Origin of the sequence: Georgenia muralis (genome assembly GCF_003814705.1) — a bacterium.
In the GTDB taxonomy this organism is placed as follows: Bacteria; Actinomycetota; Actinomycetes; order Actinomycetales; family Actinomycetaceae; genus Georgenia; species Georgenia muralis.
The window spans coordinates 3,322,228-3,336,335 of record NZ_RKRA01000001.1 but is presented as its reverse complement, the minus strand read 5'-3'; the positions used below and the strand labels follow the sequence as shown (position 1 = coordinate 3,336,335).

The 14,108-nt window shown below is 75.7% G+C and carries 10 protein-coding genes; 6 read left to right on the top strand and 4 right to left on the bottom strand.

Translation table 11 applies throughout. The annotated features are described in order from the left end of the window. Position 1: 1 nt before the first annotated feature. Together EDD32_RS15055 and EDD32_RS15050 are read right to left on the bottom strand one after the other, a co-directional pair. Complete coding sequence (locus EDD32_RS15055) at positions 2 to 562, bottom strand: hypothetical protein (RefSeq protein ID WP_123918758.1); 561 nt, start codon at positions 560 to 562, stop codon at positions 2 to 4. Between the two features lie 88 nt (positions 563 to 650). Continuing rightward, the gene (locus EDD32_RS15050; RefSeq protein ID WP_342771414.1) at positions 651 to 2,777 is read right to left on the bottom strand and encodes a DUF349 domain-containing protein; all 2,127 of its coding nucleotides are present in this window, start codon (positions 2,775 to 2,777) and stop codon (positions 651 to 653) included. 218 nt (positions 2,778 to 2,995) lie between these two features. Between EDD32_RS15050 and EDD32_RS15045 the strand changes: the two genes are divergently transcribed. The 6 genes from EDD32_RS15045 (at position 2,996) to EDD32_RS15020 (ending at position 10,232) form a co-directional block, all read left to right on the top strand. Then, positions 2,996 to 3,367 (top strand): ArsR/SmtB family transcription factor, encoded by a 372-nt coding sequence (locus EDD32_RS15045; RefSeq protein WP_123918756.1) that lies wholly within the window; start codon positions 2,996 to 2,998, stop codon positions 3,365 to 3,367. Then, positions 3,364 to 4,620, top strand: a complete 1,257-nt coding sequence (locus EDD32_RS15040; RefSeq protein WP_123918754.1) for a cation diffusion facilitator family transporter — start codon at positions 3,364 to 3,366, stop codon at positions 4,618 to 4,620. The genes EDD32_RS15045 and EDD32_RS15040 overlap by 4 nt, the downstream gene beginning before the upstream one ends. Before the next feature lie 9 nt (positions 4,621 to 4,629). Beyond that, positions 4,630 to 5,376 (top strand): MBL fold metallo-hydrolase, encoded by a 747-nt coding sequence (locus EDD32_RS15035; protein ID WP_123918752.1) that lies wholly within the window; start codon positions 4,630 to 4,632, stop codon positions 5,374 to 5,376. 64 nt (positions 5,377 to 5,440) lie between these two features. Continuing rightward, on the top strand, positions 5,441 to 6,796 hold the full coding sequence (gene hisS / locus EDD32_RS15030) for a histidine--tRNA ligase (protein ID WP_123918750.1): 1,356 nt from the start codon (positions 5,441 to 5,443) through the stop codon (positions 6,794 to 6,796). Next, positions 6,793 to 8,553: a dynamin family protein gene (locus tag EDD32_RS15025; RefSeq protein WP_123918748.1), complete on the top strand. Its 1,761-nt coding sequence runs from the start codon at positions 6,793 to 6,795 to the stop codon at positions 8,551 to 8,553. Before hisS ends, EDD32_RS15025 begins: the two co-directional genes overlap by 4 nt. A gap of 5 nt (positions 8,554 to 8,558) precedes the next feature. Continuing rightward, positions 8,559 to 10,232: a GTPase gene (locus EDD32_RS15020; RefSeq protein WP_246006309.1), complete on the top strand. Its 1,674-nt coding sequence runs from the start codon at positions 8,559 to 8,561 to the stop codon at positions 10,230 to 10,232. A gap of 222 nt (positions 10,233 to 10,454) precedes the next feature. On the opposite strand, the gene EDD32_RS15015 is transcribed toward EDD32_RS15020, so the two are convergent. Then, a complete protein-coding gene (locus EDD32_RS15015; protein ID WP_123918744.1) occupies positions 10,455 to 12,389 on the bottom strand; it encodes a DEAD/DEAH box helicase in 1,935 nt (644 codons plus the stop codon). Between the two features lie 217 nt (positions 12,390 to 12,606). Continuing rightward, complete coding sequence (locus EDD32_RS15010) at positions 12,607 to 14,073, bottom strand: MFS transporter (protein ID WP_123918742.1); 1,467 nt, start codon at positions 14,071 to 14,073, stop codon at positions 12,607 to 12,609. Positions 14,074 to 14,108: the final 35 nt, after the last annotated feature.

Here is a 14,108-nt window from a genome sequence, read left to right as displayed (position 1 = left end):
CTCACAGCAGCAGGGCGACCAGGTCCCGACCGCGCTGGACGAAGGGGCGACGGCGCTGCAGGGCGAGCGCGGCGGACACCTCGGCGAGGTCCAGCCCGGCGCGGCGCAGGGCCAGCAGGCCCGCCGCCGCCCGGTCGAGGGGCGCCAGCCGGGCGACGTCGCACGCGGTGCGCAGCGGCGTGGTCACGGTCAGGGACTCCAGGACGACGACGTCGTCCTCGACGAGCGTCAGGGCCACGGTGCCCACCCGACCGGCGCCCGGCGCCGGACACACCTGGAGGTGACCCGGGTGCGACAGGCCGGTGTGGACCCACACCGCGGTGCCCAGGCAGACCGCGCCGGTCCCGGGCACCCGGCCGGCGAGCGAGGACGCGCGCGCGGCCGCCGAGCCGGCGAGGTCGAGCGTGGCCGCCCGGCCGTCCGGTCCCGGGCAGAGCAGCCCGTCCAGCCGCGCCCCGGCCAGCAGGGCATCCCCCCGGGGGCCGCCGCCGCCGGGCAGCTCCACCGCACGCACCGGTTCGGGGTGTCCCGGCTCCAACCACCGCAGCGCCGTCGTCGTCATGCCCCGAGCGTGCCGTTCCCACCCGGCCCAGGAACGCCGCCGGCCCGCCCCCTGTGGACGCGGGGCGGGCCGGCGGCGTTGTGGAGCGTCAGCCCTGGGCGGTGCGCTGGATCTGGTCCAGCCAGGCACGCCGGGCGTCCAGCGCAGCCTGCGCCCGGGCCACGGCGTCGGCGTCGCCGGTGGCCCGCGCGGCCTCGAGCTGGTCCTCGAGCTGGCCGATCGCCGACTCGAGCTGGGCGGCCGCCCCCTCGGCCCGGGCCCGGGTCTCGGGGTTGGACTGCTTCCACACGGCCTGCTCGGCGTCGCGGACGGCCTGCTCCACGGCGCGCATCCGGCCCTCGACACGCTGGACGTCGGCGCGGGGGACCTTGCCGGCGGCCTCCCACCGGTCCTGGAGCGGGCGCAGGGCCGCCTTGGCGGCCTTGAGGTCGGTGACCGGGACGAGCGCCTCCGCCTCCTCGAGGATTGCGAGCTTGACCTTGAGGTTGTCGCCGTACTCGGCGTCCACCTCGGCGTTCTGGGCGCTGCGGGCGTCGAAGAAGCGCTGCTGCGCCGCGCGGAAGCGTGCCCAGAGGGCGTCGTCGTCCTTGCGGGAGGCCCTGCCGGCCTCCTTCCACTCGTCCATGAGCTGCCGGTACGCCGCTGCGGTGCGGCCCCAGTCCGTCGACGACGACATCTCCTCCGCGCGGGCGATGAGCTTTTCCTTCGCGGCCTTGACGGTGCTCTGGGCAGAGTCGAGCTCGGAGAAGTACTGCCGGCGGTGTCGGTCGAAGGCCGTGCGCGCGTGGGAGAACCGCTTCCAGAGCTTGTCCTCGGTCGGCCGGTCCAGGCGAGGACCGGAACGCTGCGCGGTCTTCCACTGGTCGAGCAGCTCGCGCAGCCGCTCGCCGGACTGCTTCCACTGCGTGCGAGACGGGTCCTGCTCCGCGATCGCCTCGGCCTTCTCCACGATCGCGGTCCGTTCGGCCACGGCGACGGCCCGCGCCGCCTCACGCTCCGCGGCGGCCTCGCGCCGGCGCTCCTCACCGATCTCGCGGAGCTTGTCCAGGCGAGCCCGGAGTGCATCGACGTCGCCCACGGCAGCGGGCTCGGCGAGCGCCTCCGTGAGGGTCTGCAGCGTCTGGTCGATCTCCTTCGGAGCCAGCTGCGGCAGGCGCGCCTCGAACAGGGCGACCTGAGCCTGGAGGTCGAGGAAGCGGCGCACGTAGAAACCGAGCGCCTCCTCGGTGTCGGCACCGGTGTACTGCCCGACGACCCGCTCACCGGCGGCCTCCCGGACGTACACGGTCCCGTCCTCCGCGACCCGCCCCCACGCCGCGGCCTCGGCGGCGTCGTGCGCGTCCACCGGCGGGGCCGGCGGCGTGGCAGCAGCAACCGACGGCGCCGCCTTGCGGGGAAGTGGGCGCGGGGCGGGCCGAGGAACCGGTCGGGGTGAAGGCGCTGCGGCCGGCTCGGGCTCAGCGGCGGGCTCAGCCTCGGCAACTGGCTCGGGCTCAGCGGCGGGTTCAGCCTCCGCGACCGGCTCAGCCGCGGCGACCGGCTCGGCCTCGGCAGCGGGCTCAGCCTCGGCGACCGGCTCGGTCACAGCAGCGGGCTCACCAGCGGGCTCAGCCTCGGCGACCGGCTCGGCCTCGGCAGGGGGCTCAGCCTCGACGACCGACTCGGCAGCGGGCTCAGCCTCGGCCACCGGCTCGGTCACAGCAGCGGGCTCACCAGCGGGCTCAGCCTCGGCGACCGGCTCGGCCTCGGCAGCGGGCTCAGCCTCCGCGACCGGCTCAGCAGCGGGCTCAGCCTCGGCGACCGGCTCGGTCACAGCAGCGGGCTCAGCAGCGGGCTCAGCACCGGGCTCAGCCTCGGCGACCGACTCAACCTCGACGACCGACTCAGCTTCGACGACCGGCTCGGCGACCAGTGCGTCGCCGGTGGACGCGTCGTCGACCGACGCCGTCGACCCGGACGTGTCCGACACGACCGGCGGCATCGCCGCGGACTCGACCGGCGGCTTCTCGGCCGCCTCGACCGGCGGCATCGCCGCGGACTCAACCGGCGGCTTGTCGCCCGCCCCTCCGGGAGGCACCGCCGCGGACTCGACCGGCGGCTTCTCGGCTGCGCCGGCGGGGGAGCCCGCTGCGCCGCGGTGCTCTCCCGTCGCAACCTGGTCCTGGGCGGTCGATGCGCTGTCCTCGTTCTCGCTGGTTCCCGGCTGCTCGGTCACGTCGTGGTCACTCCTTCGGGATGACGGGGTTGGCGGGGACGCCACACCGTTCTCGGCCATTCGGCCCGACGTCTCCGCCGGTGCCTCGTCGCGCCTGCACGCAAAGGTCTGCCGCCGCGCGCGCGAGACCATCAGTCTAGGGACAGGCGCAAGCGGGCACACACCGGTTTTCGAGCGCCGCGCGTCGGCCGCCGAGGGCGAACCGCTATTATCTGCACATGTACGCAGATACAGACGGACTGGTCGACGACGATCTGGTCGACGTGGCGGCAGAGGTCTTCGCGATGCTCGCCGAGCCGACCCGGGTCAGGCTCGTCCTCGCCCTCGGCGACGGCGAGCGCTCCGTGGGAGAGCTGGCCGCGACCGTCGGCAAGGCACCGTCCGCCGTCTCCCAGCATCTGGCGAAGCTCCGACTCGCCCGGATCGTCGCCGCACGCCACGAGGGGACCCGGGTGCTGTATCGGCTCCTCGACGAGCACGCGCACAGCCTGGTTACCGACGCGCTGCACCAGGCCGAGCACAGCATCGGCGGCACGCCGCGGCACCACCAGGTGAGCGCTGTCCGCCCGGCCCAGCAGGTGCGGCGATGAGTAGATCACCTGAGGGCGGCTCGACCGACCGGCTCCACCTGGCCGGGGACGACCGCGATCACGCTCACCAGCCCGGCCACGACCAGGGCCACGACCACGACCACGACCGCCGCCACACTCACGACCACGGCCACGAACCCGGCCACGACCACTCCGACGGCGCCCACACCCATCCCCACGGCGGTGTCCGGGGCTTCCTCCACCACCTCTTCGTCCCGCACAGCCACGACGCCGCGGACTCGATCGACGACGCCCTCGAGGCCTCGAGCCAGGGCATCAGGACGGTCAAGATCAGCCTGGTCGTGCTGGGGGCGACGGCGCTGCTGCAGCTGGTGGTCGTGGCCGTCTCCGGCTCGGTCGCCCTGGCGGCGGACACGATCCACAACTTCTCCGACGCCCTCACCTCGGTGCCGCTGTGGATCGCCTTCGTCCTGGGTCGGCGCCGTCCGGACCGGCGCTTCACCCACGGCTACGGCCGGGCCGAGGATCTCGCCGGCCTGTTCGTCGTCGTCATGATCGCCCTCTCCGCGGTCGTCGCGGCGTACGAGTCGGTCCACCGGTTCTTCGAGCCGCAGCCGCTGCAGAACCTCGAGTGGGTCCTCGCCGCGGGTGTCATCGGCTTCGCCGGGAACGAGCTCGTCGCCGGGTACCGCATCCGTACCGGGCGCCGGATCGGCTCGGCCGCCCTCGTCGCCGACGGCATCCACGCACGCACCGACGGCTTCACCTCCCTCGCCGTGGTCCTCGGCGTGGTCGGTGTCTGGCTGGGCGTCCCGGCCGCCGACCCGCTCGTGGGCCTGCTCATCTCCGCGATGATCGCCGTCCTGCTCTGGGGGACGGCGCGCGACGTCGGCCGGCGGCTCCTCGACGGCGTCGAGCCGGACCTCGTCGACCGCGCCGAGAAGGCGCTGACCGCCCTTCCCGGCGTCCACGCCGTCCGCGGGCTGCGGCTGCGGTGGGCGGGGCACCGGCTGGATGTCGGGACCGAGATCGAGCCGGCGCCCGGGGCGACCATGACCGACTTCCTCGCCCTGCAGGGCTCGGCCACCGCGGCGCTGCGGGCCGCGCTGCCGGGCGTGGGCCACGTCGTCGTCGCCCCGGCCGCGGCGGCCACGGACGTCGTGCCGGCGCCCGACGGGCGTGCCACCGGTGTGGCGCCCGGACCCGACCGACCTGAGGTCGCACCCGGCCCCGGCCGCCCTGCTCCACGGTCGCGTCCGACGTCCCGCGGGCACACCCACCCGCACCGGTAGCCTGGCGCGGTGCTGCTGCTGCGAACCTCCCGCACCGCCCTCGAGACCCACTGCTACGTGCTCGCCGCAGGGGCAGGTGGCCCAGCGGTGGTGGTCGACCCGGGTGCGGGCGCGGGCCAGTCGCTGCCACCGCTGCTCGCCGAGCACGGCCTCACTGTCGGTGCCGTCGTCGTGACCCACGGTCACGCCGACCACCTCTGGGACGCGGCCGAGGTCGCGGGCGGGGCGCCGGTGCACCTGGCCGGCCCCGACCTCTACCGGATGAGCGACCCCGCGGGCGCGCTGGGCGAGCTGGGGGAGTACTTCCGTCGGCTCACCGGCACCGCGTGGCGCGAGCCGGAGACCACCCGGCCCTTCCCGGCCGGCTGGCTCGAGGGCGGTGGGGACGAGGTCGTCCCGGGCGTCGTCGTCCGGGCCGTCCCCGCGCCGGGGCACACCGAGGGCAGTGCCGTCCTCCTCGTCCGGGCCACGCTGGCACCGACGGACGTGCGGCCGGCCGACATCCTGCCCCGCGGGGTCCTCGCCCCCGACGGCCCGACGGAGGTCCTCCTCGGGCTGTGCGGGGACGTGCTGTTCGCCGGCTCGATGGGCCGCACGGACCTGCCCGGCGGGGACGAGCGCGAGATGCTCTCGACGTTGCGCACGCTGGCCAGCGCGCTGCCGCCCGAGACCGTCCTGCTGCCCGGCCACGGCCCGTCCACCACCTTGTCCGCCGAGCTCGCCACCAACCCCTACCTCCGCCGGGCGACCGGCTGAAAACCCAGCGGACAGCGGCGGGCCGAATCGCCCGCAGCGTGGCGGGGATGGAAGGATCAGGCCCATGGCACGCACGTCCTCCCTCTCCGGCTTCCCCGAGTGGCTCCCCGACGGCCGGGTCGTCGAGCAGCACGTGCTCGACTCGCTCCGCCGCACCTTCGAGCTCCACGGGTTCGCCGGCATCGAGACGCGCGCCGTCGAGCCGCTGTCCCAGCTGCTGCGCAAGGGTGAGACGTCCAAGGAGGTCTACCTCCTCCAGCGCCTCCAGGAGGAGTCCGACGACGCGGGCGAGGTCGACGCCGAGCGCCGCCTCGGCCTGCACTTCGACCTCACCGTCCCGTTCGCCCGGTACGTGCTCGAGCACGCCGGACAGCTCGCGTTCCCCTTCAAGCGCTACCAGATCCAGAAGGTGTGGCGAGGCGAGCGCCCTCAGGACGGCCGGTTCCGCGAGTTCACGCAGGCCGACATCGACGTCGTCGGCGCCGACACCCTGCCCTTCCACTACGAGGTCGAGCTGCCGCTGGTGATGGCCGAGGCCCTCACGGCGCTGCCGATCCCTCCTGTCCGGGTGAGCGTCAACAACCGCAAGGTCGCCCAGGGCTTCTACGAGGCCATCGGGCTGGAGGACGTCGAGGGGACCCTGCGCACCATCGACAAGCTGGACAAGGTCGGCCCCGAAGGTGTCGCCCGGCTGCTCATGGACGAGGTCGGCGCCACGCCGGAGCAGGCTGCGCACGCCCTCGAGCTGGCCGACATCTCCGGGACGGACGCCTCGGTCGCCGACCAGGTCCTCGCGCTCGGGGCCCGCTCGCCCCTCCTCGACGAGGGCCTCGGTGAGCTCGTGGCCCTTCTCGAGGCCGCGCACGAGCTCTCCCCGGGCACCGTGGTGGCGGACCTGAAGATCGCGCGCGGGCTCGACTACTACACCGGCAGCGTCTACGAGACGACGCTCCTGGGCCACGAGGACCTCGGCTCCATCTGCTCCGGGGGACGCTACGACTCCCTCGCCTCGGACGGCCGGCGCACCTACCCGGGGGTGGGCCTGTCCATCGGGGTCTCCCGGCTGCTGGCTCGGCTCCTGCGCGACGACCTGGCGACGGCGACGCGACCGGTGCCGAGCGCCGTCCTCGTCGCCGTGACCGACGAGGAGCACCGCCGGGGCTCGGACCGGGTGGCCCGCCGGCTGCGCGCCCGGGGGATCCCCACCGACGTCGCGCCCGTGGCGGCCAAGTACGGCAAGCAGATCCGCTACGCCGACCGCCGCGGCATCCCGTTCGTCTGGTTCCCCGGTGCCGACGGCGACGAGGTCAAGGACATCCGCTCGGGCGAGCAGGTCCCGGCCGACGCCGGCACCTGGGCCCCGCCCGAGAACGACCTCCTGCCCCGCGTCGTCCGGGCCGACCCCGCGGCGGCCCGATGAGCCTGACCCTGCCCTCGGGGACGGGCGACGGCGCTCGCGCGGTCCTCGGCGCCCTGGGCGAGCTGCGCGAGATCCTGCGCGGCGTGCACCTGCCGCTCGACGTCGAGGGCGCCGCGCTCGCGCGACAGGACCGCCAGGAGGTGCTCGACCAGCTCTCCGACTACGTCATCCCGCGCTACGAGCAGCTCGAGGCGCCGCTGCTCGCCGTCGTCGGCGGGTCCACCGGGGCGGGGAAGTCGACCCTCGTCAACGCGCTCCTGCGCGAGCAGGTCACGGCGGCCTCCGCGATCCGCCCCACCACCCGCCGGCCGCTCCTCGTCCACCACCCCGACGACGCCGCCTGGTTCACCGACGACCGGATCCTGCCCGGCCTCGCCCGCGTGCACGTGGGACCGGGCGCCCCGCCGAGCCCGGCCACGGGGACGGCCGGCCACGAGATCGAGCTGCGGGCCTCCGCCGCCCTGCCGCCGGGCCTGGCACTGCTCGACGCCCCGGACATCGACTCCGTCGTCAGCGAGAACCGCCAGCTCGCCGGCCAGCTCCTCGCGGCGGCCGACCTGTGGGTCTTCGTCACGACGGCTGCGCGCTACGGCGACGCGGTCCCGTGGGCGCTGCTCACCGAGGCCGCCGACCGCCGGATCGTCGTGGCCGTCGTCCTGGACCGCGTCCCCGCCGGCGTGAGCGCCGAGGTGCGCCACGACCTGGCCGAGCGGCTGGAGGAGGAGGGCCTGGGCCGGGCCCCGCTCTTCGTCATCGGCGAGACCGTGCTCGGCCCGGACGGCCTCCTCCCCGGCGCCGACGTCGCCGCCCTGCAGGGGTGGCTGCACGGCATCGCCGCCGACGCCGGATCGCGGGCCTCCGTCGCGCGTCAGACCCTCGGCGGCGCCGTCGACGCCGCGCTGGGCCGCGCCACCCTCGTCGCGGAGGGCACGCACGCCCAGACCGCCGCCCTCGTCCAGCTCGCCGGGCGGGTCGACGAGGCCTACGCCCAGGCGCACCACCGCATCATGACCGCCACCGCCGACGGGGCCATGCTCCGCGGCGAGGTCCTGGCCCGGTGGCAGGAGTTCGTCGGCACCGGTGAGTTCTTCCGGTCCGTCGAGGCCCAGGTGGGCCGCCTGCGCGACCGGATCGGCAGCTTCTTCCGGGGCCGGCCGGTCCCCACCGAGCAGGTCGAGGAGGCCATCGAGACGGGTCTGCAGACCGTCCTCGTGGCCGAGGCCGAACGGGCCGCCGCCGACGTCGACCACGCGTGGCGCCGCGAGCCGGGCGCCCGCGGCGTCCTCGCCACCGCGACCGCGTCCCTCGCCCCCGAGGCCGAGCTCTACGACGCCGCCTCCGCGCAGGTGCGCGGCTGGCAGTCGGGGCTGCTGGCGATGGTGCGGGACGAGGGCGCCGACAAGCGGTTCACCGCCCGGATGCTCTCCTTCGGCGTCAACGGCCTGGGCATCGCGCTCATGATCGTCATGTTCGCCTCGACGGCCGGCCTGACCGGCGCCGAGATCGCCATCGCCGGCGGCACCGCCGTCGTGGCGCAGAAGCTCCTGGAGGCGGTCTTCGGTGACGACGCGGTGCGGAAGATGACGAAGAACGCCCGCGACGACCTCCACACCCGTGCCGGCCAGTTCCTCGCCGACCAGGCCGAGGCGTACCGGCAGGCGCTGGCCACGCTGGAGATCGACCCGTCGGCGACGGACCGGATCGGCGCGGCGGTCACCGCCGTGCGGGCCGCCCGCCGGGCGGAGGCGGGCCTGTGAGCGCGATGCTCCGCCGGCGCCGCGAGGTCGACCACGCCGCGACGCTCCCGCAGGACCTCGCCACGCTGCGCTCCGCCGTCGGCATCGGTGAGCCGCACCTGCCCTCGAACGTCGTCGAGGGCGCCCGGTCCCTCGTCCTGCGCGCCGACCAGCGCCAGAACCTCGCCGCCGGCCGGACGGTCGTGGCCCTGCTCGGCGCGACGGGGTCGGGGAAGTCCTCGCTGTTCAACGCCCTCGTCGGGCGGCCGGTCTCGCGGGTCGCGGCCACCCGGCCCACGACGGCCCGGCCGCTGGCGGCGGTGTGGGGCCCGGACGACGCCGGCGACCTGCTCGACTGGCTCGGCGTGCCCGACCGTACCCGTGCCGGCGACGGAGCCGCCGACGCCGACGCGGCCCTGCGCCGTCTGCCCGCCCGGCGCGCGTCGACGGCGAGCCCGGACGGGCTGGTGCTCCTCGACCTGCCCGACATCGACTCCACCGCGGAGGACCACCGCCGCATCGCCTCGCGCATGGCCTCGGCCGTCGACGTCCTTGTGTGGGTCCTGGACCCGCAGAAGTACGCCGACGCGATCGTCCACCGCGACTACCTCGCCCCGATGGCCGCGCACGCCGACGTCACCGTCGTCGTCCTCAACCAGGTGGACACCCTCGAGCCGGGGGAGCGGGAGGGGATCCTCCGCGACCTCGCGGGCATCCTCGCGCGCGACGGTCTGCGCGGGGTGCCCGTCCTGCCGGTCTCCGCACGCACCGGCGAGGGGGTGGCCGAGCTGCGCGAGCGGATCGACTCCGTCGTCGCCTCGACCCGGGCCGCCCAGCTGCGCCTGGCCGCGGACGTGCGCACGGCCGCGGCGCACCTGCTCCGCGCCGCCGAGGTGACCCCGGACGGGGAGCCCGTGACGGGCGTGGAGCCGCGCCAGAGCGCCCGGCTCATCGAGGCCGCGGCCCGCGCCGCCGGGGTGGACGCCGTGCAGGACGCCGTCCGCGGCAGCTACGTCAGGGCCGCGCGCCGGCACGTGGGCTGGCCCCCCGTGCGCTGGCTGGCCCGGCTGCGGCCGGACCCGATGCGCCGCCTGCACCTGGAGAAGCAGGCGCCCGAGGCGCGCCTGGCGCGCACCTCCCTGCCCGGACCGACGCCGGTGCAGGAGGCCGCGGTGCGCTCGGCCGCGCACGCGATGGCGTCCACGGCCACGCGGCACCTGCCGGACTCCTGGCGGGCGGACGTCCTGCAGGACACCGAGGCCCGCGTACCGGCGCTCGTGGACTCCCTCGACCAGCAGGTCGGCGCGGCCGAGCTCGAGCAGACCCGGCGCCCCGCCTGGTGGCGGGTGCTGGGGTTCCTCCAGTGGCTCTTCCTCGCCGCGGCCATCGCCGGCGGCCTGTGGCTGGCGGCGCTCGCTGTGATGGGTTACCTCCAGCTCCCGGCGCCGGAGACCCCGGTGGCCGGCCCGCTGCCGTGGCCGACCGTGCTGCTCGGCGGCGGGGTGGTCGTGGGACTGCTGCTCGCGCTCGTGGGCGGCGTCGCCGCGCGTGTCGGGGCGCGCAGGCGGTCCCGCCGGGTGGCCCGACGCCTGCGCGAGGTGGTCGCCGCGACCGTGCGTGAGCAGGTGGTCGAGCCCCTCGAGGGTGAGCTCGCCGACTTCGCGCGGTTCTGGCGCGAGCTGACGTCGCTCGCGCGCTGACACTGCCGGACCGGGCGTCGGCGGCGCGGTGTCGGAATCTGCAGGCTCGCGCTTCGCAACCAGCGGCGTCCGTGCACGGACCGCCCCGGCACGACGACGAAGGCCCACCCAGTCGGGTGGGCCTTCGTCGTCGTGCCGGGCGCCGTCCGTCCCTCGACGAGTCTGCTCAGGTGGCTGCTACGAGCGACCAGACGAGCAGAGCTCGGGACCGGTGCCGACGGCTCAGCGGGGGCGGCGGGCGGGGCCGACCGGCCGCGAGGGCCGACGCTCGGGACGGTCGTGCTCCCGCTTCGCTGGCCGGGCGGCGCGCGGGCCGTCGTCCGGGCGGATCTTCAGCGGCCGGCCGGCCACCTTGGCGGCCCCGATGCGACGGGCCGACTCGGGGGAGAGGTCCCCGGAGATCTCCACGAGCGAGAAGCTGGGGAAGATGTCGATCTTGCCCAGGTCGGAGCCGCGCAGGCCGCCCTCACCGGTGATCGCACCGACGATCGCGCCGGGCTGGACGCCGTCCTTGTGCCCGACCTCGACGCGGTAGCGGGTACCGGCGATGCGCTGGCGGCGGCCGCCACGCTCGGCCGGGCCGCGGGTCCCGTGCTTGGACGTGTGGCCCTCGTCGAAGCGGGCGGCGACGAAGGTGCCCTCGTCGTCCACGGCCTCCTCGCGACGAGTGCGCGGGCGGTCGTCCTCGTCGTCACGGCGCTGCGGACCCTCGTCACCGACGGACAGGGCCACGAGAGCGGCGGCGACCTCGAGCAGGTCGGCACCGGTCTCCTCGACGTGCGCGCTCAGCGCCTCGCGGTACATCTCCAGGCGGCCGGCACCGCGGCGTTCGGCGACCTGGCCGAAGAGCTTGCCGGCTCGGTGCGCGGAGACGTCCGCCGGCGTCGGGAGCGTGACCTCCTCGAGGGTGGAGCCGGTGAGCTTCTCGATCTGGCGGAGCTGCCCGCGCTCACGCGGGGTGAGGAAGGTCAGGGCCGTCCCGGTCCGACCGGCGCGGCCGGTGCGGCCGATGCGGTGGACGTAGGAGTCGGCCTCACGGGGCACGTCGAAGTTCACGACCAGGCCGATGCGCTCGACGTCGAGGCCGCGGGCAGCGACGTCGGTGGCCACGAGGACGTCCAGCGTGCCGTTGCGCAGCCGCTCGACGAGCCTCTCGCGCTCCTTCTGCGGGACGTCGCCGGACAGACCGGCGGCGGAGATCCCCCGGCCGGCGAGCTCGATGGCGACGTCCTCGACGGTGCCCTTGGTGCGGACGAAGACGATCGCCGCGTCGGCCTCGGTGGTGGCCAGCACGCGGGCGAGCGCACCCACCTTGTGGCGGAACGGCACGACGGCGTACGTCTGGCGCACGGTGGCTGTGGTGGACGCCGGCCGGGTGACGGCCACGCGCACCGGGTCGGTGAGGTGGGTGTCGGCCACGCGCTTGATGGCCGCGGGCATGGTGGCGGAGAACAGCGCGGTGCGGCGGCCGGCCGGGACGTGGGAGGCGATCTGCTCGACGTCCTCGGCGAAGCCCATGCGCAGCATCTCGTCGGCCTCGTCCAGGACGAGGAACCGCACGCCCGAGAGGTCCAGGCTGCGGCGCTCGATGAGGTCCATCACGCGGCCGGGGGTGCCGACCACGACCTGCGCGCCGTCCTTGAGGGCGCGCAGCTGCGGGATGTAGCTCGAGCCGCCGTAGACCGGCAGCACGGTGAGGTTCTTGGTGCGGTGGGCGAAGGACGCGATGGCGTCCGAGACCTGCATGGCGAGCTCGCGGGTGGGCGTGAGCACCAGGGCCTGCACCGAGCGCTCCCACGCGTCGACCGCCTCGAGCAGCGGCAGCCCGAAGGCGGCGGTCTTGCCCGTGCCGGTCTGGGCCACGCCGACGACGTCGCGGCCGGAGAGCAGCACCGGGATGGCCTCGGCCTGGATGTCGGTCGGCACCGTGAAGCCGAGGTCCTCGATCGCCGCGAGCAGGTCGTCCGGCAGGCCGAGGTCGGCGAAGGTCACCGCCGCCTTGGCGAGCGGTGCCGCCGCCGCGGGAGCGGTCTCGGCGGGAGCGGCCTCGGCGGGAGCACCGGCCTGGTCGGCGGACGCCACGGCGTCGGAGATCTCCAGCGCCTCGAACAGGGCGTCGTCAGCCGCCTCGGGGCGCGAAAGGGCAAAGTCGTTCATCGTCACAGGGGAAACCCATCGTCGAACGGAGTGGGGCGGCACCGCCAGGTCGGCGGCGAGCCCTCCGCGATGGGCCCACACAGTTGCGACAACATCCGCTTCAGGGCCTGGGCGGGAGAGCACTCCAGGAGGTCCCAGCCTACCCGGAGGCCCCTCGAGACCGCAGGAGCGAGCAGCGGTGACCTTGGGCACAAGGTCCCGCACCCGTCCTGGCTGCTCAGCCGCCCGGGAGCGGGGCGCCGTCCGCGGGGAGGTCCGCGTCGTCGGCGACGCGCCGCTCGGACCCGCCGGGCGGGTCGTCGGTCTCGTCCTCGCCGCGCTGCCCAGCCCGTGCCCCCGCCAGCGTGGCCAGGAGCGCCACCACGACGGCGAGGAGGAGCCCAGCGAGGTACGCGAGCGTGCCGCCCCGCCCCACGAGCGCGATGAACAGCCCGCCCGACGCGGCCAGCCCCAGCGCGGCCCCGAGGGCGTCGGCGACCTGGAGCGAGGAGCTGATCCGGCCGTGCCGGTGCGCGGGCGTGCGCTGGAGGACCAGGACGCTGACCGCGGGGAACACCAGGCCCATCCCGCCCCCGGCGATCGTCCAGCCCACGACCACCACCCACCCCGGTGCCCCCTCGACCGTGGCCCCGGCGGTGACGAGGGTGCCCAGGGCGAGCGTCAGCGGCCCCACCCAGAGCAGACGGCGGCGCAGCTCCTCGTCGCTGACCCGGCCCTGGATCCACGAGCCGGTCGCCCAGGTGACCGACGCGACGGTGAGGACCAGGCCGGCCTGGGCCACGGACCACCCGTGCTCGCGCACGAGGAGCAGCGGCAGGAACGTCTCGGCGCTGAGGAACGTGGCGTTGAGGAGCCCGCGGGTCGCGACGGCGGAGGGCACCCCGGCGCGCAGCCGCACCGTCCCGGCCGGCAGGAGGACCGGGAGCGTGAGGACGAGGACCGCCCCCCCGGCGACGGCGAGGAGCAGGCCCGCCGCGCCGCCGTCGGCACCGGCGACCTGCAGGGCCGCCGCCGCGAGCCCCGCCCCGGTGGCGGCGACCACCAGCCGCCGTGCCCGCGGACGGGCCTCGTCGGGCCGGTCGGGCTGACCGGGCAGGTGCCGCAGCAGCGGCAGGAGCACGACCGAGGCACCGAGGGTGAGCACCGGCACGGCGAGGAAGACCCATCGCCACGACCACTCCTGGGCGACGAACCCCGCGATCCCCGGACCCACGAGGCCGGGGAACACCCAGGCCACGGCGAAGGCGGCGAAGAACCTCGGCTGCCGCGGCGCCGGCACCATCGAGCCGACCAGCACGTACAGCGGGACGATGAGCAGCCCGCCGCCGAACCCCTGTACGGCCCGGCCGGCGGCCAGGACCTCCATGCCGGGCGCCAGGCCGGCCACGACCAGCCCCGCGCAGAACAGCAGGACCCCGCCGACGAGCGCGCCGCGCGGACCGCGGGCGTCGGACCACGCGCCCCCGACGGCGGTCGCGACGAGCTGCGCCGCCAGCGGCGCGCCGGAGGCCACCGCGTAGAGCCGGAGCCCGTCGAGGTCCGCCGCGACGCTCGGCATCACCGTGGTCACCGCGAGGTTCTCGAACGCGACCAGGGTGATGAGCGAGACGGAGGCGACCAGGAGCAGCCGCACGACGTCGGGGCCGCCCGTCGTCGTCGCCGTAGCCGGCCGCCGCTCGCTCACCGGGGAATCATGACGGACGCCGAGGCGCCTGCGGA

Bases quoted from the DNA above. Each gene is read 5' to 3' on its own strand.
- EDD32_RS15045 (WP_123918756.1), top strand. From the start codon at position 2,996: ATGTACGCAGATACAGACGGACTGGTCGACGACGATCTGGTCGACGTG.
- EDD32_RS15055 (WP_123918758.1), bottom strand. From the start codon at position 562: ATGACGACGACGGCGCTGCGGTGGTTGGAGCCGGGACACCCCGAACCG.
- EDD32_RS15020 (WP_246006309.1), top strand. From the start codon at position 8,559: ATGCTCCGCCGGCGCCGCGAGGTCGACCACGCCGCGACGCTCCCGCAG.
- EDD32_RS15015 (WP_123918744.1), bottom strand. From the start codon at position 12,389: ATGAACGACTTTGCCCTTTCGCGCCCCGAGGCGGCTGACGACGCCCTG.
- EDD32_RS15025 (WP_123918748.1), top strand. From the start codon at position 6,793: ATGAGCCTGACCCTGCCCTCGGGGACGGGCGACGGCGCTCGCGCGGTC.
- EDD32_RS15040 (WP_123918754.1), top strand. From the start codon at position 3,364: ATGAGTAGATCACCTGAGGGCGGCTCGACCGACCGGCTCCACCTGGCC.
- hisS (WP_123918750.1), top strand. From the start codon at position 5,441: ATGGCACGCACGTCCTCCCTCTCCGGCTTCCCCGAGTGGCTCCCCGAC.